22 protein-coding genes are annotated in these 22,740 nt (G+C 44.5%); 17 read left to right on the top strand and 5 right to left on the bottom strand.

The genetic code is table 11. From position 1 onward, the window contains the following. Window positions 1-4: 4 nt before the first annotated feature. The 16 genes from BW980_RS03680 (at window position 5) to BW980_RS03605 (ending at window position 16,928) form a co-directional block, all read left to right on the top strand. On the top strand, window positions 5-700 hold the full coding sequence (locus BW980_RS03680; RefSeq protein WP_013992589.1) for a glycosyltransferase family 2 protein: 696 nt from the start codon (window positions 5-7) through the stop codon (window positions 698-700). A gap of 1 nt (window position 701) precedes the next feature. After that, the gene (locus BW980_RS03675; RefSeq protein WP_076453563.1) at window positions 702-2,186 is read left to right on the top strand and encodes a cellulose synthase family protein; all 1,485 of its coding nucleotides are present in this window, start codon (window positions 702-704) and stop codon (window positions 2,184-2,186) included. 91 nt (window positions 2,187-2,277) lie between these two features. After that, entirely contained in the window at window positions 2,278-3,615 is a 1,338-nt protein-coding gene (locus BW980_RS03670; protein WP_317042175.1) for an MptA/MptB family glycosyltransferase, read from the top strand. A 218-nt stretch (window positions 3,616-3,833) separates the two neighbouring features. Further along, on the top strand, window positions 3,834-4,454 hold the full coding sequence (locus BW980_RS03665) for a GNAT family N-acetyltransferase (protein WP_076453561.1): 621 nt from the start codon (window positions 3,834-3,836) through the stop codon (window positions 4,452-4,454). A 54-nt stretch (window positions 4,455-4,508) separates the two neighbouring features. Next, a complete protein-coding gene (argG, locus tag BW980_RS03660; protein ID WP_076453560.1) occupies window positions 4,509-5,699 on the top strand; it encodes an argininosuccinate synthase in 1,191 nt (396 codons plus the stop codon). After that, entirely contained in the window at window positions 5,692-6,666 is a 975-nt protein-coding gene (gene argC, locus BW980_RS03655) for an N-acetyl-gamma-glutamyl-phosphate reductase (RefSeq protein WP_076453559.1), read from the top strand. Before argG ends, argC begins: the two co-directional genes overlap by 8 nt. A gap of 71 nt (window positions 6,667-6,737) precedes the next feature. After that, the gene (gene proC / locus BW980_RS03650; protein WP_076453795.1) at window positions 6,738-7,538 is read left to right on the top strand and encodes a pyrroline-5-carboxylate reductase; all 801 of its coding nucleotides are present in this window, start codon (window positions 6,738-6,740) and stop codon (window positions 7,536-7,538) included. 54 nt (window positions 7,539-7,592) lie between these two features. Beyond that, window positions 7,593-8,717 (top strand): aspartate aminotransferase family protein, encoded by a 1,125-nt coding sequence (locus BW980_RS03645; RefSeq protein WP_076453558.1) that lies wholly within the window; start codon window positions 7,593-7,595, stop codon window positions 8,715-8,717. Continuing rightward, window positions 8,717-9,916, top strand: a complete 1,200-nt coding sequence (locus tag BW980_RS03640; RefSeq protein WP_076453557.1) for a glutamate-5-semialdehyde dehydrogenase — start codon at window positions 8,717-8,719, stop codon at window positions 9,914-9,916. The genes BW980_RS03645 and BW980_RS03640 overlap by 1 nt, the downstream gene beginning before the upstream one ends. 63 nt (window positions 9,917-9,979) lie before the next feature. Next, window positions 9,980-10,756, top strand: coding sequence for a glutamate 5-kinase (proB, locus tag BW980_RS03635; protein ID WP_076453556.1), 777 nt, complete (start codon window positions 9,980-9,982; stop codon window positions 10,754-10,756). 58 nt (window positions 10,757-10,814) lie between these two features. Next, window positions 10,815-11,750, top strand: coding sequence for an N-acetylornithine carbamoyltransferase (locus BW980_RS03630; protein WP_076453555.1), 936 nt, complete (start codon window positions 10,815-10,817; stop codon window positions 11,748-11,750). Window positions 11,751-11,754: 4 nt separating this feature from the next. Next, window positions 11,755-12,528, top strand: coding sequence for an acetylglutamate kinase (argB, locus tag BW980_RS03625; protein WP_076453554.1), 774 nt, complete (start codon window positions 11,755-11,757; stop codon window positions 12,526-12,528). A 2-nt stretch (window positions 12,529-12,530) separates the two neighbouring features. Then, window positions 12,531-13,595, top strand: a complete 1,065-nt coding sequence (locus BW980_RS03620; protein ID WP_076453553.1) for a M20 family metallo-hydrolase — start codon at window positions 12,531-12,533, stop codon at window positions 13,593-13,595. 30 nt (window positions 13,596-13,625) lie between these two features. Next, on the top strand, window positions 13,626-13,862 hold the full coding sequence (locus BW980_RS03615; RefSeq protein ID WP_317042174.1) for a four helix bundle protein: 237 nt from the start codon (window positions 13,626-13,628) through the stop codon (window positions 13,860-13,862). Window positions 13,863-14,011: 149 nt separating this feature from the next. Then, a complete protein-coding gene (argH, locus tag BW980_RS03610; protein ID WP_076453552.1) occupies window positions 14,012-15,292 on the top strand; it encodes an argininosuccinate lyase in 1,281 nt (426 codons plus the stop codon). A 31-nt stretch (window positions 15,293-15,323) separates the two neighbouring features. Further along, window positions 15,324-16,928, top strand: coding sequence for a M1 family metallopeptidase (locus BW980_RS03605; RefSeq protein ID WP_245799928.1), 1,605 nt, complete (start codon window positions 15,324-15,326; stop codon window positions 16,926-16,928). 194 nt (window positions 16,929-17,122) lie between these two features. Here the strand turns inward: BW980_RS03605 and BW980_RS03600 are convergent, their stop codons facing one another. The 5 genes from BW980_RS03600 to BW980_RS03580 all read right to left on the bottom strand — a co-directional run bounded on the left by BW980_RS03600 (window position 17,123) and on the right by BW980_RS03580 (window position 22,168). After that, window positions 17,123-17,968 carry a pseudouridine synthase gene (locus BW980_RS03600; protein WP_046287369.1) on the bottom strand — a complete coding sequence of 282 codons (846 nt, stop codon included), beginning with the start codon at window positions 17,966-17,968 and terminating at the stop codon, window positions 17,123-17,125. Between the two features lie 25 nt (window positions 17,969-17,993). After that, complete coding sequence (locus BW980_RS03595) at window positions 17,994-18,944, bottom strand: carbon-nitrogen hydrolase family protein (RefSeq protein ID WP_076453550.1); 951 nt, start codon at window positions 18,942-18,944, stop codon at window positions 17,994-17,996. Continuing rightward, the gene (locus tag BW980_RS03590) at window positions 18,944-19,849 is read right to left on the bottom strand and encodes a geranylgeranylglycerol-phosphate geranylgeranyltransferase (RefSeq protein WP_076453549.1); all 906 of its coding nucleotides are present in this window, start codon (window positions 19,847-19,849) and stop codon (window positions 18,944-18,946) included. The genes BW980_RS03595 and BW980_RS03590 overlap by 1 nt, the downstream gene beginning before the upstream one ends. A 12-nt stretch (window positions 19,850-19,861) precedes the next feature. Further along, complete coding sequence (locus BW980_RS03585) at window positions 19,862-20,800, bottom strand: mevalonate kinase family protein (RefSeq protein ID WP_076453548.1); 939 nt, start codon at window positions 20,798-20,800, stop codon at window positions 19,862-19,864. Window positions 20,801-21,082: 282 nt separating this feature from the next. Further along, window positions 21,083-22,168: a diphosphomevalonate decarboxylase gene (locus BW980_RS03580; protein WP_076453547.1), complete on the bottom strand. Its 1,086-nt coding sequence runs from the start codon at window positions 22,166-22,168 to the stop codon at window positions 21,083-21,085. A 92-nt stretch (window positions 22,169-22,260) separates the two neighbouring features. Between BW980_RS03580 and BW980_RS03575 the strand changes: the two genes are divergently transcribed. Beyond that, entirely contained in the window at window positions 22,261-22,734 is a 474-nt protein-coding gene (locus tag BW980_RS03575) for a TspO/MBR family protein (protein WP_076453546.1), read from the top strand. Window positions 22,735-22,740: the final 6 nt, after the last annotated feature.

Here is a 22,740-nt window from a genome sequence, read left to right as displayed (position 1 = left end):
AATAATGCCAACAACAGACATTAAAGTCATAATTCCCGCCTTTAACGAGGCCGACTCCATCGCTTCGGTAATTGCAGAAATTCCGAAATCGGTCTCTGAAATCATCGTTGTTAATAACAATTCTACCGATAATACGGCGAAAAATGCCGCTGATGCCGGAGCTACTGTATTGACTGAGAGCAAGATGGGATATGGGTACGCCTGTTTGAAAGGAATGGACTATATCGCTAAACAATCCAAAGCACCCGATATTATCGTATTTGTTGACGGAGACTATTCCGATTATCCTGAAGAACTTGATAAACTTGTAGCTCCGATACGCAATAAAGAATTCGATTTTGTAATTGGCGCCCGCGTAAAGCGACTTAGAGAAGAGGGAAGCATGACGCCACAGCAGATTTTTGGCAATTGGTTGGCTACTTTTTTAATGAAATTGTTTTTTGGGGCAACATTTACCGACCTTGGTCCGTTTAGAGCAATAGCCTATGATAAGTTATTAAAACTCAACATGGAGGATAAAACTTACGGATGGACGGTAGAGATGCAATTGAAGGCTTTGAAAAAAAAATTGACATACACCGAAGTACCAGTACGTTACAAAAAAAGAATTGGTGTGTCAAAAGTATCGGGAACCGTAAAAGGTAGTATATTTGCGGGCATAAAAATATTAGGTTGGATTTTTAAATATAGCATAAAATAATATGGGTTTATTGATCGCTTACATTATTATCGCAATCTACAGTATCGCGCTATTGTTGATATTTTTTTACAGTTTAGCACAACTCAACCTCTTGGTGAACTACTTGAGCTACAAAAGACGTAACCAAATAGCACCAAAGTACAATCTTCTAGATCCAAAAGAAATTCCTTACGTAACCATTCAGCTGCCTGTCTATAACGAAGAATACGTTATGGAGCGCTTATTGGAAAACATTGCAAAAATAGAATACCCCAAAAGTAAGCTTGAGATCCAAGTGCTTGACGACTCTACCGACGACTCGGTAATCGATACGGCCGCACGGGTAAAAGCCCTTCAGGAAACCGGTCTCGATATTCAGCACATACGGCGCGAAAATCGCCAAGGCTTTAAGGCCGGCGCCTTAAAAGAGGGCTTGAAAATCGCCAAAGGCGAGTTCATTGCCATTTTCGATGCCGATTTTATGCCTTCCGCCGACTGGCTGAAAAAAACCGTTATTTACTTTAAAGATCCCGAAATAGGGGTCGTACAGACCCGTTGGGGACATATCAACCGCGAATATTCAACATTGACCCGTATCCAAGCCTTCGCCTTGGATGCCCATTTTACCCTTGAGCAGGTCGGAAGAAACGCAAAAGGTCACTTTATCAACTTTAACGGTACTGCCGGTATATGGCGAAAGCAATGTATTCTCGATGCCGGAAACTGGGAAGGCGATACCTTGACCGAAGATCTTGACCTTAGCTACCGCGCCCAGCTAAAGAACTGGAAATTCAAATACCTTGAAGACGTTGAGACCCCAGCAGAACTGCCGGTGGTCATAAGCGCCGCCCGTTCACAACAATTCCGTTGGAACAAGGGAGGGGCCGAAAACTTCAGGAAAACGGTATGGAGCGTTATTACCGCCAAGAACATTTCGTTCAAGACGAAATTTCACGGGGTCATGCACTTGCTGAACAGCTCAATGTTCCTTTGTGTATTCTTGGTCTCGCTATTGAGTATTCCCGCCATGTACATCAAGGCCATGTTCCCGCAACTGGATATCGTCTTTACCATGTTGAGCTTCTTTGTTCTGAGCACGATCATACTCTTTGTTTGCTATTGGTTCACCTATAAGAGCATACAGGGTAGCAGCTTTGACAATTTTGTAGATTATATAAAACTGTTCTTTACCTTCTTTTCAGTGGCCCTAGGCTTTTCACTACACAACTCCATTGCCGTTCTTGAAGGGCATATGGGCAAGCGTAGTGAATTTGTACGTACACCGAAATTCAACTTGAACAGTCTTACCGACTCTTGGAAAGGGAACAAGTACCTGACCAAAAAATTGTCGCCGAACATGATTCTTGAAGCCGTTCTTATGGTCTACTTCCTATTCGGAATGTATAGCGCCATTCCTTTGAACGACTTCGGACTGTTTCCGTTTCACTTTATGCTTTTTGTGGGCTTTGGATTTGTTTTCACCAAATCTTTAACGGCTCGGGCTTAAAGAAATAATTCACATCCACAAGTCATTTAATTTTCTTATTTTTTCGGTTGCAAGAACACACCGATAAATGCCCAACCAGCCTACTACATATTTGAAACTGCACAAGGTGCCCATTATCTTGGCCCTATTGAGTGCATTTTTATATTACACTTTTGCCTATCAACTTGAGCGAACGGACTTCATTAAGCTATTGACGCTCTTTGCCGCTTCCTTTTTTATCTGTTACAAACTCATACAGTTCGAAAAATGGAACTTTAAATTTCTGATCATTACGGGTATTCTTTTTCGGCTGATCTTCTTGGCCGCAGAGCCCAACCTCTCTCAAGATTACTATCGTTTTATTTGGGACGGGCACTTGGTCGGCAATTTTATCAACCCCTATTTAGCGGTACCTAACGACCTTATCTTACAAAGCGACCTGGCCATACCCAATGCCCAGTTGCTTTACGACGGCATGGGCGACCTGAGCGCCAAACACTTCAGCAACTACCCCCCATTGAACCAGTTGCTTTTTGCTATTGCGGCGCTCTTGGGCGGCAAGAGTATCATGGGATCTGTACTCGTCATGAAAACTATGATCATCTTATCGGATATCGGTATTTTTTATTTTGGAAGAAAGCTCTTGAAAAAGCTGAACCGTGCTCCCCATCTTATTTTTTGGTACTTCCTGAATCCCTTGGTCATTATAGAACTTACGGGAAACCTTCATTTTGAAGGCGTCATGCTCTTCTTCTTCGTTTGGGCCCTTTACCTGCTATCTGAAAAAAAATGGGGCTTGGCCGCCATTCCTTACGCCCTGTCCATCTGCGTAAAACTGGTACCCTTGCTCTTCCTACCCTTCTTCCTAAAACACTTGGGTTTTAAAAAAAGTACTGGGTTCTATGCCTTGATCGGGCTGAGCTGTTTGCTGCTGTTCCTTCCTTTTTATTCCGCCGATTTTATTGCAAATTATTCAAAGACCGTAGGCCTTTGGTTTTCGAATTTCGAATTCAACGCCGGACTATACAATGCGATCAAACAGATGGCCATCCAATTTGACGGCAAACCTTGGGAACTCATAAAAACCTATGGAAAAATAACACCGATCATTACCGTTATAGCAGTGCTCTTGTTTACTTTTTTCAGGGACAACCAAAAAATAGCCGTGCTCATAACTTCAATGCTTGCCGTACTCACCCTATACTATTTTATGTCGGCTACGGTTCACCCATGGTACATTATATTTTTATTGGTACTGGGTGTCTTTAGCCCCTACAGATATGCCCTACTTTGGTCGGCAACGGTCGTACTCAGCTATTATGCGTATGCTAAGGCGGACTTCAAGGAAAACCTAGGGCTAATTGCCGTTGAATATATTTCCGTATATGCGTTTTTGATTTATGAAATTCTTAATTCAAAGAGGCAAATACCTTTTTTTCGTAAAAAATAAGCCGCAAACGTTATACTTTCGACCTAATCTTGTACATTTGACCTTCCATGAAAGGACAAAGACACATATCAAATACCTTGAGCAACCTTGCTCCCGTTCGCCCGTTTTCTCGTCGCCGTCGCCCGTAAGGGTGTTTCATATTTCATGGGAATAGGTGAGTCCATTTCCGCACAACAACCAACAATTCATTATTTTTTACAGTTTAAATCCTTTTGGCAATGAAATTAATTATTGCTAACAAGTCACATGTTAAATACGCCCAGATCATTAGCGATACCATTACGGAATCCGCTAAGGTAAGAGGCACGGGCATAGCCAAGCGTACACCGGAATATATTCAGAAACGCTTGGAAAACGGCAATGCCGTTATCGCTTTAGACGGAGACAAGTTTGCTGGCTTCTGCTATATAGAAGTATGGGGGCACGAAAAATTCGTAGCCAACTCTGGCCTTATTGTCCATCCCGATTATAGAAATCAAGGATTGGCCAAAAAAATCAAAAAAAGAATCTTCGAACTTTCGAGGGAAAAGTTCCCCGATGCCAAAATTTTCGGCATAACCACGGGACTGGCCGTAATGAAAATGAATTACGAACTCGGATACAAACCGGTTACATTTTCCGAACTGACCGATGATCCCGAATTCTGGAAAGGCTGTCAGACCTGCAAGAATTTTGACATCCTTACCCGTACCGAGCGCAAAATGTGCCTCTGTACCGGCATGCTCTACGATGGGGAAAAAGAAAAAAAAGTGATCAAAAAGGAAGTGAACAGCAAAGCGTTCAAAAGACTCAAAAGCATTAAAGAATCGCTTTTTCTAAAAAAGAAAACGAACCAATAATCATAATAGGCCAGCAAATCATACGATCATGGCCCAGACAATACATCTTTTAATATGAAAAAATTAGTTTTAGCATACAGCGGCGGATTAGACACTTCGTACTGCGCTAAATATCTATCACAGGAAAAAGGTTTTGACGTACACGCGGTAAGCGTAAATACCGGAGGTTTCTCTAAGGAGGAAATTGCCGAAATCGAAGAGAAGGCCCTACAATTGGGCGCTAGCTCATATACTTCCATAGACGCCGTTCAAACCTTTTACGACAAGGTGGTAAAATACCTCATCTTTGGCAATGTCCTTAAGAACAATACCTATCCGCTTTCGGTAAGTGCCGAACGCATCGTACAGGCCATTGAAATTGTAAACTACGCCAAAACAATAGGCGCCGAATATATCGCCCATGGTAGTACGGGTGCAGGAAACGACCAAGTCCGTTTTGATATGATCTTTCAGATCATCGCCCCTGAAATCGAAATCATCACCCCGATCAGGGACAACAAACTGGCACGGGAGGAAGAAATCGAATACCTAAAACAAAACGGTGTCGAATATTCTTGGGAAAAGGCAAAATACTCTATCAACAGGGGACTTTGGGGGACTTCCGTTGGAGGGGAAGAAACCTTGACCTCTGAAAAACCATTGCCCGATTCGGCCTACCCGAGCCAGTTACAGGAAAAGAACCCGACCGAAGTGAAACTCACCTTCAAAAAGGGCGAGCTTGTGGCCATAGACGACAAAGAAGACACTCCTGTAAACAACATCATTAAACTCGATGCCCTGGCCTCTAAATACGCCATCGGACGCGACATCCATGTGGGCGACACCATTATCGGGATCAAAGGTCGGGTCGGTTTTGAAGCCCCCGCCTCCTTGATCATTATCAAGGCCCACCACCTTTTGGAAAAACATACCTTGACCAAGTGGCAACAGTTCCAAAAAGAACAGCAGGGCAACTTCTACGGAATGCTATTGCACGAAGGCAATTACCTAGATGCCGTAATGAGAAATATCGAAGCCTTTTTGACCGACACCCAAAAAACGGTTTCGGGCGACGTTTTCGTAGGATTGTACCCCTTCCAGTTCCGATTGAACGGTATTTCGTCGAAACACGATTTAATGAACGCCTCCTTTGGAAGCTATGGCGAAATCAACAAAGGTTGGACGGCCGACGAGGCCAAGGGCTTTATCAAAATACAGTCCAACGCCGGAAAAATATATAACCACGTAAACCCAAGTAATGATTAAAGTAGGTATTATAGGTGGTTCGGGTTACACAGGTGGGGAATTGATACGAATTCTACTGCACCACCCCGAGGCCGAAATAGATTTTGTTTTCAGCACTACCCGGGCGGGCAAGAAAATTACAACGGCCCATGCCGATCTGTTGGGCACGACCGAAATGGAATTCACCGGAAGCATCAATCCCGATGTAGACGTCGTATTCCTATGTCTGGGCCACGGCAATTCTTCTAAGTTCCTACAGGAAAACGAGTTCTCGAAAAACACAAAGATCATAGACCTCAGCAACGATTTCAGGTTGCAGGCCGATGCCGTTTTCGAAGGTAAAAAATTTGTATACGGACTCCCAGAACTTAGAAAGGACGAGATAAAAAAGGCGAGCTACATTGCCAATCCGGGTTGTTTTGCAACGGCCATTCAACTGGGGCTCCTTCCCTTGGCCAAAGCGAACAAACTGGGGCATACGGTACATATCAATGCCGTTACCGGTAGTACGGGTGCGGGCGTTAGTCCGTCGGCCACATCGCATTTCAGCTGGAGGAACAACAACGTTAGCTGGTATAAGCCCTTTACCCACCAACATTTGGGCGAGATCAACGAGAATTTAAAATTCTTGCAAGCCGATTCGGGCGAGCTGTTTTTCCTTCCGAACCGCGGTAATTTCGCAAGGGGAATCTTAGCGACGGCCTATACCGAATTCGACGGCAGCCTAGAAGAAGCCATCGACCTGTACAAAGGGTTTTACTCAGATGCACTGTTTACACAGGTAGCCGAAGAGCCCATCCATTTAAAACAGATCGTAAACACCAACCAGTGCCACGTTCACTTGCACAAGCATGAAAACACCTTGCTTATCACCTCGGCCATAGACAACCTATTGAAAGGAGCATCGGGCCAGGCGGTACAGAACATGAACCTGATTTTCGGATTGGGCGAAGGCATTGGCCTTAACCTTAAGGCGGGCGTATTTTAGAACAGAAGAAAAAAGCTCCGTGGCGTAAAGTTTACGTCAACCATAAAGTGGAAACAACCAAAATATCAAAAATGAAAATAGCCATCATAGGAGCCGGGAATTTAGGCCTTTCCATTGCAAAGGGAATTTTAAATTCCAACGGTGCCACGACCATGTATCTCACGAAGAGAAACACTGCCGAGATAGAAGAGTATGAAAAGTATGGAAATGTGACCATCACTTCAGACAACCGGGAAGCCGTTAAGAATTCCGACATCCTTATTTTGGCCGTGCAGCCCAGTCAGCTCGAAAATATCCTGGAAAGCACCAAGGATCTGCTTACCGAAAACCATGTGGTGATCTCTACCATTACCGGTTTCAGCATTGCAAAAATGGAAAGCATTCTGGGTAGCGACCACACGATTATCAGAAGCATGCCCAACACCGCTATTTCGGTAGGGCAGTCAATGACCTGTATCTGCAGTAACGAAAAGGGCAAAAAGAAAATCGATTTGGCCAAGGCCATTTTCAACCGTATGGGGCATTCCATGGAAATACCCGAAACACAAATGCAGGCCGCTACGGTTATTTGCGCAAGCGGAATTGCCTTTTGGATGCGTTTGATACGCGCCACGACCCAAGGTGCCATCCAACTGGGTTTCGACGCCAAGGAAGCTCAGGAATTGGCCATGCACACCTGTAACGGTGCTGCCAGCTTGTTAATTGAATCGGGCAGCCACCCGGAAGCGGAAATCGACAAGGTAACCACCCCTAAGGGCTGTACCATTCAAGGTTTGAACGAAATGGAACACCAGGGGCTAAGCTCCTCCCTTATCCAAGGGATTGTGGCTTCCTATGAAAAAATCAGTAGAATCAAAGAGAATCAGTTGTAGGACATCTCGCTAAAATTAGGTGTAGGGCTCAAGCATCACACCATAGTAAAAGTTATGAATTTATTCGACGTTTACCCATTATACGATGTAACCCCAGTCTCGGCAAAGGGAATAGTAGTAACCGATGACAAGGGAAAGGAATACTTAGATTTTTACGGAGGTCACGCCGTAATCTCTATTGGCCACTCCCACCCGCATTACGTAAAGCGCATCACCGAGCAGTTGAACAAAATAGGGTTTTACAGCAATTCCGTAAAAAACCCCTTGCAGGAGGAATTGGCCACAAAACTCGGACAGCTTTCCAATTGTGAAAATTACAATCTGTTTTTGTGCAATTCAGGGGCCGAAGCCAATGAAAATGCCTTAAAACTAGCTTCTTTCCACACCGGAAAATCTAGGGTCATTGCCTTCACCAACGGATTTCACGGGCGTACTTCCGCGGCTGTTGCCGCTACGGACAATCCCAAGATAAACGCACCGATCAATTTACAACAGAAGGTTACCTTTCTCCCCTTTAACGACTTACAGGCCTTTCAATCGGAAATTGAAAAGGGCGATGTTTGCGCCGTTATCATAGAGACCATACAAGGGGTTGGCGGTCTAGACGAACCTAGCACCGAGTTTTACCAAGAGGTGGCATCGCTTTGCAAGGCCCATAAAACGGTACTGATCGCAGACGAGGTACAATGTGGTTTCGGCCGAAGCGGTAAATTCTTTGCTTTTCAATACCACGACATTCAACCCGATATTATTTCGGTGGCCAAAGGTATGGGGAACGGCTTCCCCGTAGGCGGTATTTTGATTCACGAAGACATTAAGGCTTCCCACGGAATGTTAGGCACCACTTTTGGGGGGAACCATTTGGCCTGTGCGGCCACATTGGCCGTTTTGGAAGTCTTGGAAGACGAAAAACTCATTGAAAATGCCGCCCATCTGGAAGGCTACTTCAAGGCCTTGGCCGCAGATATCCCACAAATCAAAAAAGTAAAGGGAAAAGGCCTTATGCTAGGCCTTGAATTCGATTTTGAGGTGGCCGGCCTAAGAAAAAACTTGATCCACAACCAAAAACTATTCACAGGGGGAGCAAAAAACAAACATGTGTTGCGCGTACTTCCCGCCTTAAATATTACCAAAGCCCATTTAGACACTTTTTTCACCGCCTTAAAAGCAGAATTGTAATGAGTTTATTATTGGACATAAAACAACGCAACGCCGTACTTTCCGACATGGCCCAATTGCTCGAACAAGAAAGGACCGCCATCTTGGCGGCCAATAAAATAGATTTGGACAGCTATTCGGGCGATGACCTTGCCATGAGGGACCGCCTTAAGGTCGACCAAGAAAAAATAGACGGCATGATCTTGAGCCTACAGCAACTTGCGGCACAAGACGACCCCTTGGGTGTTGAACGCTTTAGTTTCACCCACGAAAACGGCATGCAGGTAAGCAACAAAACGGCACCCTTCGGAACCATCCTTATCATTTACGAATCAAGGCCCGATGTTACCATCGAAGCGGCCGGAATCGCCTTTAAATCGGGCAACAAAATTCTATTAAAGGGAGGAAAGGAATCGTTGAACAGCAATTTATTCCTAGTCGATTTATGGCATAAGGCCCTAGAGGCCAATGAAGCCGACACGGACTGGGTGACTTATTTGCAGTTCAACAGAACCGAAACGCAGGCTTTTCTCGAAAAGCCCGACCAAAAAATAGACCTTATCGTACCACGGGGAGGCGAAAGGCTGATCGCCTTCGTAAAAGAGCACGCTACCTGTCCCGTTATTGTAAGTGGACGCGGAAACAACTTCGTCTACATCGATCATGAGGCCGACCTAGAGATGGCCATAGACATCATCATCAATGCGAAGACGACGAAAATATCGGCCTGCAATGCCTTGGACAAAGTACTTGTTTCTTCCGACTTGCCCCGAAAACAGCAATTCCTCCAACACTTGATACAAGAGTTGCAAAAGAGCGATGTCGAAATTCTGGCCGACGAGGCCATTTCAGGTATGGAAGGCACAAAGACCATAGACGACGAACAAATCTGGTACGAGGAGTTTTTAGATTATAAGATCGCCATCGGACAAAGCTCCGATATCGAAGATGCCATATCTAAAATAAACACTTATGGCGGAGGACACTCCGCATCCATTATCACCGCCAACAGCAAGACGGCAGAATATTTCATGAACAATGTAGATACGGCCGCCGTCTACCATAACGCCTCCACCCGTTTTACCGACGGAGGCCAATTTGGCCTAGGAGGCGAACTGGCCATCAGCACCGACAAATTGCACCAGCGAGGCCCAATCGGACTTCAGCATTTGGTCACCAATAAATGGTATGTAAAAGGAGACGGCCAAACCCGAAAGTAAGAATACGCCCCGAGCGCTTGACCGACATTCGCGCCTCGGCATAAACGATGAAACAGAACACCGATGAAAAAACGGATCTTATTAAAAATAGGCTCGAACACCCTAACCAAGGAAACCGATCAGATTTCTAGGGGAAAGATAGAGGATATAGGCAGGCAGATCGCTTCGCTCAAAAACGACTATGAATTCATCATCGTAAGCTCAGGGGCCATTGCCGCCGCCAAACAGTTCGTAAAGTTGGAGCACAACGGAGAGGATATTAACGTAAAGCAAGCCTTGGCCGCCATTGGGCAGCCCCACCTGATGCGTATGTTTCAGGAGAGTTTTAGGGAACTCGGCCTATTTGCCGCCCAGTGCCTTCTATCATACTCCGATTTTGAGAATCCGAAATCAAAGGCCAACATCAAGAACACCATAGATATCTTGGCCAGCAACAATTTTATTCCCGTTATTAACGAAAACGATACGGTAGCCGCCGATGAGATCCAATTTGGCGATAACGACAAGCTTGCCGCATTGACCGCGGCATTGCTCAAGGCCGACCTTTTGTTGATCGCTACCAATACCAACGGTATCTACACCAAAACCTCTATTGAAAACGGGCAACCTGAAACGATTTTTGAAGTTTTGGGCATCGATAGCCTGCAACAAGAGATCAGCTCGCATAAGTCGTCACACGGCACGGGCGGTATGCAATCTAAAGTAGAGGCCGCTACCATTGCCCAAAATGCCGGTATTGAAACCTGGATTGTCAACGGCCTTAAGGACAATTTTATAAGCGATGCCCTTGGGGGATCGGGAAAGCATACGAAGATCAAAACCAAGGACGCCACTTTTTAGAAGGCCACTAAAGGAAATCCATAGAAAAAATTAAAACAGCCAGAGAAATAGAACACAGATGAAACATTACCTTTCCGTACAAGACATAGATTCATTGGACCATTGGGTGGAAGAAGCCCGAGACCTAAAAGAAGACCCCAAAAAGCACAAGAACCTAGGTTCCGACAAAACGATTGGGCTATTGTTCTTCAACAACAGTCTCCGCACCCGCCTAAGCACCCAAAAAGCCGCTATGAACCTTGGCCTGGAAGTTATTGTCATGAACTTTGGAAGCGAAGGATGGGCACTGGAATACGCCGATGGCACCGTCATGGACCAAGGTACTTCGGAACATATCAAAGAGGCCGCACAAGTGGTTTCGCAGTATTGTGACATTATCGCCATTAGGGCCTTCGCCGGCTTAAAGAACAAAGAGGAAGACGAAGCCGAAAAGGTATTGAACGGTTTTAAAAAATACGCTTCCGTACCCATCGTGAATATGGAAAGTTCGGTAGGCCATCCTTTACAAGCCTTGGCCGATGCCATTACCCTGGCCGAACAGAATACCAAGGCACGTCCTAAAGTAGTGCTTTCATGGGCTCCGCATCCGAAGGCCCTACCGCATGCCGTAGCCAATTCATTCGTAGAAATGATGCATTTACAGGACGCCGACTTTGTGATCACCCATCCCGAAGGCTATGAGCTCAATCCTGAAATCACCAAAGGGGCGACCATTGAATACGATCAGAAAAAAGCCTGTGAAGAAGCCGATTTCATCTATGTAAAGAACTGGAGCAGTTATACCGACTACGGAAAAATACTGAACCAAGACAAAAATTGGACGATGACCCCTGAAAAAGTGGGTAAGGCCAAATTTATGCACTGTCTACCGGTACGAAGAAACGTTGTGGTGGCCGATGCCGTTTTAGACGGCGACCGATCACTGGTCATTGAACAGGCCAATAACCGAACCTATGCCGCACAGATCGTACTGAAAAAAATCTTGGAACAATAAGCCCATGAAGTTATCCATCATAAAAATAGGCGGTAACGTCATCGAAAACAAAGAAGAACTTTCTAAGTTCCTTAAGGCGTTTTCCGAATGGGAAGGCCCAAAAATCTTGGTCCATGGCGGCGGAAAACTCGCCACCCAACTGGGCAAAAGGCTGGGCATAGAATCGAAACTCATCGGCGGACGCCGCATTACCGACGCCCAAAGCCTCGAACTCATTACCATGGTCTATGGCGGACTCGTAAACAAGAACATCGTGGCCGAATTGCAGTCGCTCAATTGTAACGCGATTGGACTCAGTGGCGCCGACGGCAATACGATTCAGGCCCATAAACGCCCCGTAAAGGATATCGATTACGGCTTTGCCGGAGATGTTGACGGCGTAAGCGCCCCAACGGTATCCACACTCTTGGAAGCTGGCCTTACTCCCGTTTTCTGTGCCATGACACATGATGGAAAGGGACAATTATTGAACACCAACGCAGACACCATTGCCTCTGAATTGGCCATTGGCATGAGCGAAAATTACGAGACCACCCTGTATTATTGTTTTGAAAAAAAGGGGGTTTTAATGGATGTAAACGATGACGCATCGGTGGTAAAACACATCGATAGCCAATCATACCAGAGCCTACTTGAGCAAAAGATTATCGCCGACGGCATGCTTCCGAAAATGGAAAATTGCTTTCACGCCCTAAAGCGAAACGTACACCAAGTACGTATTGGCGATATCGGCATGCTCGACCCTAAATCTACTTTATTCACGACCCTCACCCTATAAAAATGGAACAAGCAGCATTAACGCAAAAAGCGATAGAATTACTAAAGGAACTGATTTCGATACAGTCGTTTTCATCGGAGGAAGACAAAACCGCCGACGCCATTGAAAACTGGTTCAAAGCTTTTAATATTCCCTTTAAACGACACCTTAATAACGTGTTTGCGGTGAACAAGCATTTTGACAAAAACAAGCCCACGCTTCTTCTGAATTCGCACCACGATACGGTGAAACCGAATTCGGCCTATACGCGAGACCCCTTCCTTCCGCATATCGAGGATGGCAAACTCTATGGATTGGGCAGTAACGATGCAGGTGGCGCCTTGGTTTCCCTTATTGCTACCTTTACCCACTACTACGCCGAAGAAAACCTGAACCACAATATTTTGATGGTAGCTTCTATGGAAGAAGAAAGTTCAGGGCCCAATAGCCTTAGGGGACTTTTACCACACCTCCCCAAGATCGATGTAGCCATAGTGGGCGAACCTACGCTGTTAGATTTGGCCATAGCCGAAAAGGGATTGGTCGTTTTTGATGCAGTCATCAAAGGTACACCTTCGCATGCCGCACATCCGAACGACAACAACTCCATTTACAACACCATAGAAGTTTTGGAGTGGTTTAAAAATTATAAGTTCGACAGGGTTTCCGACGCACTCGGACCGGTAAAATTAACGGTCACGCAAATTAACGGAGGATCCCAACACAATGTAGTTCCTGCACAGGTAGACTTGGTTATAGATGTAAGGGTAAACGATAAATATACGAATGGTGAAATTGCCGAAATCTTAAAAAAGGAAGCACCTTGCGAACTAAAGGAGCGCTCTTTAAAACTGAACTCTTCGGCCATTGATATAAACCACCCTTTAGTGCAGTCGGGAATCGCCTTGGGAAGAAAGACCTACGGCTCGCCTACACTCTCCGACCAAGCGGCCTTAAGCTGCCAATCGTTGAAATTGGGTCCTGGCGATAGTACCCGTTCGCATTCTGCCGATGAATTTATATATGTAAAGGAAATTGAAGACGGTATAGATTTGTACATTAAATTATTAAAAGGATTTCTTTTGTAGTACTAAGTTTATAGTTAAAAGTTAGTAGAAATGTATAATTACAAGGAGCTTATTGTTTGGCAAAAATCGATGGTCCTAGTTGAAAAAGTTTATACCTTGACGGCTTCTTTTCCTCCGGAGGAAAAATTTGGCTTTACGAGTCAAATTCGAAGATGTGCCGTTTCCATACCGAGCAATATCGCGGAAGGTACGGGGAGAAAATCAAAAAAGGCATTTAGGAGTTTTTTAGAAATCTCGAACGGATCTATGAATGAACTAAAAACATAATTGGAATTATCCAAAAGAATCGGATTTCTATCTGAAGAAGATTTAGAAGATACTTTTAGCTTATGCGATGAAATCCAAAGAATGACATTTACCCTAATCAAAAAGTATAGTGACTTTTAACTATAACCTTAAAACTTATAACTTAAAAAATGAAACTCTGGGACAAAGGCTTTAGTACCGATAAAAAAATAGACCATTTCACCGTTGGAAACGACCGTGAACTCGATTTACACTTGGCAAAATACGACGTAATCGCCTCGCAGGCCCACGCCAAGATGCTGGGCAAAATAGGATTGTTGACCGATGAGGAAACCTCGGACTTGGTCAAAGAATTGGATGCCATTGCCGAAACCATTGAAAAGGGCGAGTTTGTAATCGAGGATTCCTTTGAGGACATGCACTCGAAGATCGAGTACGTACTCACGGAAAAATTGGGCGATACCGGTAAAAAAATACACACTGCACGATCAAGAAACGACCAAGTTTTGGTGGCCATGCACCTCTACCTAAAACACGAGCTTTCGGAAATAAAATCGGGCACAAAAGAGCTTTTCGATTTGTTGTTGCAGCTGGCCGAAAAATACAAAGACGTTTTGTTGCCCGGTTATACGCACCTGCAAATTGCCATGCCGTCATCATTCGGCCTATGGTTATCGGCCTATGCCGAAAGTTTGATAGACGACCTATACTTTGTCGATGCCGCCTATAAAGTGGCCGACCAGAATCCGCTTGGCAGCGCTGCGGGTTACGGAAGTTCCTTCCCCATAGACCGTAGTTTTACGACCCAAGAAATGGGCTTTGAAACCTTGAAATACAACGTTGTCGCCGCCCAAATGGGCCGGGGCAAGGTAGAAAAAGCTACCGCATTTGGTATGGCGAACATAGCTGCGACCTTATCCAAACTAGCCATGGACATCTGCCTATACATGAGCCAAAATTTCAACTTCGTATCCTTCCCCGACGAGTTGACGACCGGTAGCAGCATTATGCCCCACAAAAAGAACCCCGATGTTTTTGAATTGGTTCGAGGAAAGTGCAACAAGCTACAGAGCATTCCGAACCAGTTGACCCTGGTGATCAACAACCTGCCCAGTGGCTACCACCGCGACCTACAATTGGTGAAGGAAATTATCGTTCCGGCCATTCAAGACATGAAGGCCTGTTTGGAAATATTGACTTTTAGCCTTAAGGAAATGCAGGTAAACAAGGGCATATTGGAAGACCCCAAATACGACTACCTCTTTAGTGTTGATACACTGAACGAACTCGTACAGAGCGGCATGCCCTTTAGGGACGCCTACAAAAAAATGGGGATGGAAATCCAGGAAGGCACCTTTAGTCCAAAACGCGACATTCATCATACCCATGAAGGTAGTTTAGGGAATTTGTGTTTAAAGGAAATTAAAGGGAAGATGGACAAGATTTCTTAAATTGGACAAGGTATCACAGAAATAAGGCTTCATGAGAACGCATACACAGTACATTCATTTCTTTTTTTTGATTTTAGTAATGGTGATGGCGCCAAGTATAAGCGCCCAAGACACCTATCAAAGGAATACGTCCGCCGATGTACAGCACTATGTGTTCGCCCTTACACTTTCGGATGAATCGAACGAGATAAAGGGCGAGGCCGAAATTACGGTGGCCTTTAAAAACGGGGTAAATCCCTTTGCCTTGGACCTCATCGCCCAATCGGGAACTTACGGCATGGATGTTTCCAGTGTTTTTGAAGGAGACCGCCCTGCGAACTACAGTTATGAGGGCAATAAAATAAAAATTGTCCCAGCCCCATCCGAAGAAAAAACCCGCACCTATAAAGTGGTTTACGAGGGCATTCCCGAAAGGGGACTCGTTATCGACACTACCAAATTCGGACAACGCTCCTTCTTTGGCGATAACTGGCCGAACTTGGCAAGGCATTGGCTTCCTTCGGTAGACCACCCTTACGACAAGGCATCGGTAGAGTTTCGGATTACCGCTCCCGCCCATTACGACGTAGTGGCCACAGGCGAAAAAATAGAGGAAAGTAACCTAGGCAAGGGCCTAAAGCTCACCAGCTATAAAGAACCGGCCCCGGTAGCCATGAAGGTAATGACCATAGGTGTTACCAAATTTGCGAGCAAACTGTTGGACGAGGTTTACGATATTCCCGTTTCGGCCTGGGTATACCCCGAAAACCGACTCGAGGGCTTTTCCGATTACGGGGTGGCCACCAAAGTATTAAAATACTTTATCGACAACATTGGTCCATATTCCTACGCCAAACTGGCGAATATGCAGGCCAAGACCCAATGGGGCGGCTTGGAAAACGCAGGCACCATTGCCTATTTCGAAAATTCCGTAACCGGAAAAAACGAAGTGGAAGGCTTGATCGCCCACGAAATCGCCCACCAATGGTTTGGCAATTCGGCCAGTGAAAAGGACTGGAACCACGTGTGGCTCAGCGAGGGTTTTGCTACCTACTTCGCTATACTCTATCAGGAAAGTGTATACGGCAATGAGAAGCGAAAAGAGGAATTGGAGCTCGACCGCAAGCAGATCATCGACTACTACCTAAAGCACCCCTCGCCCATTATAGACCCTAGCATTACCGACCCGATGAAGGTGTTGAGCGTCAACACCTATCAAAAAGGTGGTTGGGTCTTGAACATGTTACGCCATAAGCTAGGCGACGAAACCTTTTGGAAAGGCATACGGGCCTACTACAAGGCCTTTCAGAACTCGAACGCCTTATCGGGCGACTTCCAGAAAATAATGGAGGAGGCTTCCGGTGAAGACCTAGAGACCTTCTTTCAGCAATGGCTTTTCACCAAAGGACATCCAGAACTCAAATGGGAGTGGAGTTACAATAAGAGGAAGCTACAAATCAACATAGCGCAGCTCCAAAAACATCATATTTTTAAGTTTCCCTTGGAAATAGGAGTCATAAAAGACGGTAAGATTACGACCTACACAACAGAGATCGATACGGCCGTAAAGAAGCATACCATAAAAATGGATTCTAAACCCGACAAGGTAATCCTAGACCCGGAATCTTGGTTGTTGTTTGAGGAAAAGAAGGATTAGAAAAACGGTAAAATTTAGATTTTCGGTTAAAAAAGTTCTAGAAAAGACAAAACCGATACGAATATCGGTCTTAAGGCTTGTTGCTGTTTACTCATACAAATAAACTATGACACAAAGATGTAGCTTTTGTAACTTTCAAAAGTTAGCTTAACCTTACTTTATGGTTATCGAATCCAATCTATTTCCAGTATCGATTACTTGATCATACCCAAATTCACGACCTCCTGTTCGGTCAGGTAGCGCCAATGTCCCCTAGGCAAATCTTTTTTGGTAAGGCTTCCATAAACCACACGGTCCAGTTTTATGATATCATAACCCAAGGTCTCAAAAATACGTTGAACGATATTCGTTCGCGTACTGAAAATCTCCATCCCAACTTGGGTTTTAGGAGCCTTGTCTACAAAACTGATATCTTGTACCCTCACCACTTTCTCGTCAACGGTAAGACCATCTTGGATCTTCTTCATGTCCGCACTACGCAAAGGTTTGTTCAATTCGATATGAAAAATCTTCCGCAGTCCGTTTTTAGGACTGTTCAGACGTTTGGTCAATTCGCCGTCATTGGTAAACAACAGGAGTCCTGTCGTATCTTTACTCAGTTTACCAACAGGCTTGAGCTCTGTTTTTGTCGCTTTGGAAATCAGGCCTAGGGCCGTACGTCTCCCCTGCTCGTTTCTGCTGGCAGTGGTAAAGTCCTTCGGCTTATTCAGCAGTACGTACTCTTTTTTAATAGGGTTCAACAAGCGACCATCGAATTTTACTTCGTCGGTAATTTTCACTTTATACCCCATCTCGGTTACCGGTTTTCCATTTACCGTCACACTGCCTGCGGAAATATAAATATCAGCTTCCCTACGTGAACATACGCCAGAATTGGCCACATATTTGTTCAAACGCATCACGTTGGGGTCGGATGGCGCCTTAGGTGCTTCCGTATTCTTTTTTAAAGGTGAATTGCCACGAGCATAACTCTTCTTTCGAAAAGTACCACCTTGCCTCCCTGAGGCTCTCTTATCATTGTTGGAATCTGATCTGCCCATATCTATAATTTATGCAAAGGTAGCTTTAATCTTTGAACTCTACGGTAGATTGACGCTCCCGATTTACGGTAAGCTTCGTTACATCCGGTCTTGAATAGTGCCCTACGGGATCAAAATTTTGGCGTTCTTCGTAAACCCTGTTAAAATCAAGGTTGTGATACAACAGGCCTTCCCTATCTATCACAGGCTCAACCAACCATTCCCCATCAGGACCCGCTATACACGACCCGCCATTAGCCATCACTTCGGGTGCTTTTTTTAATATTTCAGATAAATGCGGGGTCGTTTCAGGAAAATCTTCCCTTTTCATCAACGAAGAAACAGAAACTACAAAACTGCGGGACTCGCGTGCTATAAAACGTGTAATATCCCTTGTATTGTGATCGCTCCCTGGCCAAACGGCAATATGTAAATTTTCTCCCTGGCCGTAAAGGGCGGTTCTCGGCAATGGCATCCAGTTCTCCCAACAGTTGAGTCCTCCAACGGTAAATTCCTTTAGGGGATGAACCTGAAGTCCGTTTCCATCACCCGGCGCCCACGTCAGACGTTCGTCATAAGTCGGCTGCAATTTACGGTGTACCGACCTGATTTTACCATTTGCATCAATGTATACCAAGGAACAGTACAAACTGTGCCCTCCTCTATTCCGGGCCCTTTCTATCATTCCCAGATAAACGGCCATCTTGTTCTCTTGCGCCAGTTTACATACCGAATCAAGTTCGCCCGTTTCAATCTGTACGGCATTGCGGGCGTAGTGGGCATGCAATTCTTTATTCACCTTGGTGTCCCAAGCGGCACCATCGGTCAAGGCCAACCAGAACGGATAACCGGGCAAAAGGGCTTCACCAAAAACCACAAGCTCGGCTTTTTCAACCGCGGCTTCCTGAATGCAAGCCTCTATTTTTTTAAGCGTCGCTTCCTTGTCCAACCACACCGGAGCGATTTGGGCCATGGCCACTTTCAGTATATTTTCCATTATAAAATCCTATTTAATACCAGGTCTACATCTATCAATAGAATGCTAAAAACACCTACGATGATAATCAGTTTAAGAATGTTGTGCAACCACACATAATCTTTCTTTGATTGCGACCTAACCAACAACACCAAGAACAAGATCAAAAGTAGCACACAGGCCATAAAGTAGTAATTCATATACCCTACATCAAACTTAAGGATCAATAACAGGGAAGGGATCAAGGTGAGCAAGATCAAAATCGAAATAAGTATCTTAGAAACCTTTCCCCCGTATAAAATAGGAATGGTCTTATAGTTGTGTACCAAGTCCCCTTTTATATTTTCAAGATCTTTTATCATCTCACGGGCCAAAATGAGGAGGAACAAGAACATGGCGTGTACGAATATGACCGTTTCAAAATTCTTGTAATAGACAAATACCGCAAAAAAGGGTGCAATGGCCAAGGTTGCGGAAACAAAATTGCCTACAAACGGCAGTCGCTTCAACTTATGCGAATACAGCCAAATGCCAAAAATATAGGCCGAAAAGAAAAACACGGCCTTAAACGAAACATAGCTTGCCGCTATGACCGCCAAGAAGTTAAGGATAAAGTAAGTACTGAGCTTGAACTGCTGACTGATAAACCGGTCGATCATGCTCTTTCTCGGCTTGTTGATCAAGTCTTTTTCGGCATCGTAAAAATTGTTGATGATATAACCTCCGGCAATGATCAAGGCCGATGATACGACAATAAGAAAAAGGTTTAGGTCAAAAATTACCTCACGAACCGGTAATTGGTGGGCCAATATGTAAATGGACGCCAAATATTGGGCTAAAATGACCATTAAGATATTGTAGCCGCGTACCACAGAAAACAGACCAAATACCTTTAATAGTAAAAGCCTATGTTTTCTACTAAGCATGTGTATGTCTTTTTAGAAGTTGTAGACCACTTCCAAATTATAGCCTTTCAATGCTTTTTTTGCTTTTTCCAAATCTTGTGCAAAACCTAGGATGTAACCACCGCCACCAGAACCACAAAGTTTGAGGTAGTAGTCGTTGGTCTCTATACCTTTTTTCCATAAGTCATGGAATTTAACAGGTATCATAGGCTTAAAATTATCGAGTACAACATGAGACAATTGCTTCAGGTTGCCAAAAAGTGATTTTACGTTACCGCTTACAAAATCTTCTACGCAGGCATCGGTGTGTTTGATGAACTGGTCTTTGAGCATATTGCGAAAACCCTCTTGCTTCATCTTTTCCATAAAGATTTGGACCATGGGCGCGGTTTCGCCCGTTGACCCACTATCCAACAAGAATACGGCACCCTTGCCCTGAGGGTTTTGGGTAGGTATACTCGTTGATTCGATATTGTCTCTTGAGTTGATCAGGATAGGAATACTCAAATAGCTGTTCAAAGGATCAAGGCCTGAAGATTTTCCGTGGAAAAAGGACTCCATTTTACCAAAAATCTCTTTTAACCTCAACAACTTCTCCCTTGTCAGGTTCTCTAAAACCGTAATCTTATCTTGCGCATATTTATCGTAAATGGCCGCCACGAGCGCACCACTACTGCCTACACCATAACCTTGCGGAATAGAACTATCAAAATACATACCTCTGGCCACATCGGCTTTCAGCGCATCAAAATCAAAAGAAACCAAATCAGGACTGTTTTTATGCACCATTTCAAGATAGCCCACATACTCACGAAGGCTTGCGTTGGATTTCCTAGCTGTATCCGACGGATTTTCATCGGTCTTCAAAGCTCCCTTAAAAAAATTATAGGGAATAGAAAGTCCTTTCGAATCTTTGATGATCCCATATTCCCCGAAGAGAAGTATTTTAGAATAAAACAATGGTCCTTTCATTATCTAGTTGATTAGATATGCTGCAAAAATACGAAATATCCCTTTGATGCTTCTATAATTCTGCCCCACAACACGATTAAAGCTACAATTTTATCTATTAAAACCCACAACTTGCTTTCAATAAGTCGAATCTAAAGAGCAATTCTTACCTATCACTGGCCCAATTGGTTATCCGCTTTTAATAAAGACATGCCCTATATACGTTTTTTCCTCCGCTATGGATTAAAACGGTACGTACTTCTTGAAGCACTAACGGCAACCGCCGCTTTTAATTATGAAGTTTTAATTAATTTTTTGGGCACCCCTTCCAACATGGTCGTGAATGAACTGTCCGTTTTGACAATAGCCCGCCAGTTCATCGGCAATAAACCCTTCCACCAAGACCTTTTCGTTTTTAGGATAGAGTACGTGAACGTTGGCCCCGGCATCTAAGGTAAAACACACATGGGTCTTGGTTGCCTCACGGTAAGCCCATATTCTATTGATGATCTCAAGGGTATTCGGTTTCATCAGTATAAAGTAGGGGCGACTGGTCATCATCATGGCGTGAAGCGTTAGTGCCTCACTTTCTACAAGCCCTATAAATCCATCTAGATCACCGCCCTCAAAAATAGACCGTAGTTTCGAAAGGTTTGCATGGGCTTGGTCAAATCGTTGTTTTGAAAACGGGTGATCGTGCATCAAATCATGTCCTACCGTACTACTTACCTGCTTTTGACCCTTATCGACCAAAAGAATGGTATCGCAATAATCATTAAAAACCGAATGGACTTTATATGGGTATTCAATACCGTACAGATCAGAACTACCCTCGGTTCCCGCGTGTTCGCCCCATTGCACCAAACTACCTTTGATACTGCGGGCGGCACTTCCCGAACCCAACCGCGCCAAAAAAGAAGCCTTCCGATTGAAAAATTCGGCCGGCATGGCAGGGATTAAATTCCGCTCTATTTCCATAAGGCAAAGCGCCAATGCGCTCATACCCGAAGCCGAAGACGCAATACCACTGCTATGCGGAAACGAATTGGAGGTTTCTATTTCAAAGTGATATTCCTTCAAAAACGGAAGATATGGGTATACCCGTTCAAAAAACGTTTTGATTTTTGGCTTAAAGCCTTCCTCCTTCTTACCGTCCAAAGAAACCTCAAAGGAAAAAGCATCGTTTGGCCCATCGACTTTTCTATATGAAAGGGTCGTTACCGTGGCACATTCATTCAGTGTAAAGCTGATGGATGGGTTAGCGGGTATTTGGTTTTCCTTTTTTCCCCAATATTTCACCAAAGCAATGTTACTGGGAGACTTGTACGTTGTTTTTCCAGATGCAACGGACTTAGTATAGGGCGAAGGAATAAATTCTTTTACGGTCATCGGGAAATATTTTGTGCAAAGATAGTTTTTACATCAAATGTTAGAATAGCCAAAAGAATAAATCACTACTTTAGAGCTTAAAGCTTCTCGTTTTGAAAAAGAAAGCCCTCTATATTACCTATGCCATAAGTATTTGTCTGGCCATTGGCTTTTTATCAAGTTTCGCTACCCAAAGTTCGGTAAACGATTGGTTCACTACGCTGAACAAACCGAGTTTTAACCCGCCCAGTTGGCTTTTTGCCCCCGTATGGACAGTACTTTACATCATGATGGGAGTGGCGGCCGGCATTGTCTGGGCCAAGGGATTTTATCACCTATGGGTAAAGACGGCTTTGTACCATTTCGGGTTTCAGTTATTGCTCAACGCCGCTTGGAGCATTGTTTTCTTCGGATTAAAAGAACCGCTTTGGGCCCTTCTCGTAATTATCGCACTGGTCATTGTACTATCCTTGACCATAAAATGGTTCAAGGTGGTGAGCAAAACCGCCGCTTGGCTGCTCGTACCCTACCTCTTGTGGGTTTGCTTTGCCACCGTTCTGAACTACAAACTCTGGAAACTCAACTAGCATCGC

Source organism: Zobellia uliginosa (assembly GCF_900156625.1).
Lineage (GTDB): Bacteria > Bacteroidota > Bacteroidia > Flavobacteriales > Flavobacteriaceae > Zobellia > Zobellia uliginosa.
The sequence above is the reverse complement of the archived record's forward strand: the minus strand, read 5'-3'. Positions and strand labels throughout refer to the sequence as shown.

Coding starts and splice junctions, on each gene's coding strand:
- BW980_RS03680 (WP_013992589.1), top strand. CDS start 5: ATGCCAACAACAGACATTAAAGTCATAATTCCCGCCTTTAACGAGGCC.
- BW980_RS03675 (WP_076453563.1), top strand. CDS start 702: ATGGGTTTATTGATCGCTTACATTATTATCGCAATCTACAGTATCGCG.
- BW980_RS03665 (WP_076453561.1), top strand. CDS start 3,834: ATGAAATTAATTATTGCTAACAAGTCACATGTTAAATACGCCCAGATC.
- argG (WP_076453560.1), top strand. CDS start 4,509: ATGAAAAAATTAGTTTTAGCATACAGCGGCGGATTAGACACTTCGTAC.
- argC (WP_076453559.1), top strand. CDS start 5,692: ATGATTAAAGTAGGTATTATAGGTGGTTCGGGTTACACAGGTGGGGAA.
- proC (WP_076453795.1), top strand. CDS start 6,738: ATGAAAATAGCCATCATAGGAGCCGGGAATTTAGGCCTTTCCATTGCA.
- BW980_RS03645 (WP_076453558.1), top strand. CDS start 7,593: ATGAATTTATTCGACGTTTACCCATTATACGATGTAACCCCAGTCTCG.
- BW980_RS03640 (WP_076453557.1), top strand. CDS start 8,717: ATGAGTTTATTATTGGACATAAAACAACGCAACGCCGTACTTTCCGAC.
- proB (WP_076453556.1), top strand. CDS start 9,980: ATGAAAAAACGGATCTTATTAAAAATAGGCTCGAACACCCTAACCAAG.
- BW980_RS03630 (WP_076453555.1), top strand. CDS start 10,815: ATGAAACATTACCTTTCCGTACAAGACATAGATTCATTGGACCATTGG.
- argB (WP_076453554.1), top strand. CDS start 11,755: ATGAAGTTATCCATCATAAAAATAGGCGGTAACGTCATCGAAAACAAA.
- BW980_RS03620 (WP_076453553.1), top strand. CDS start 12,531: ATGGAACAAGCAGCATTAACGCAAAAAGCGATAGAATTACTAAAGGAA.
- BW980_RS03615 (WP_317042174.1), top strand. CDS start 13,626: ATGTATAATTACAAGGAGCTTATTGTTTGGCAAAAATCGATGGTCCTA.
- argH (WP_076453552.1), top strand. CDS start 14,012: ATGAAACTCTGGGACAAAGGCTTTAGTACCGATAAAAAAATAGACCAT.
- BW980_RS03605 (WP_245799928.1), top strand. CDS start 15,324: ATGAGAACGCATACACAGTACATTCATTTCTTTTTTTTGATTTTAGTA.
- BW980_RS03600 (WP_046287369.1), bottom strand. CDS start 17,968: ATGGGCAGATCAGATTCCAACAATGATAAGAGAGCCTCAGGGAGGCAA.
- BW980_RS03595 (WP_076453550.1), bottom strand. CDS start 18,944: ATGGAAAATATACTGAAAGTGGCCATGGCCCAAATCGCTCCGGTGTGG.
- BW980_RS03590 (WP_076453549.1), bottom strand. CDS start 19,849: ATGCTTAGTAGAAAACATAGGCTTTTACTATTAAAGGTATTTGGTCTG.
- BW980_RS03585 (WP_076453548.1), bottom strand. CDS start 20,800: ATGAAAGGACCATTGTTTTATTCTAAAATACTTCTCTTCGGGGAATAT.
- BW980_RS03580 (WP_076453547.1), bottom strand. CDS start 22,168: ATGACCGTAAAAGAATTTATTCCTTCGCCCTATACTAAGTCCGTTGCA.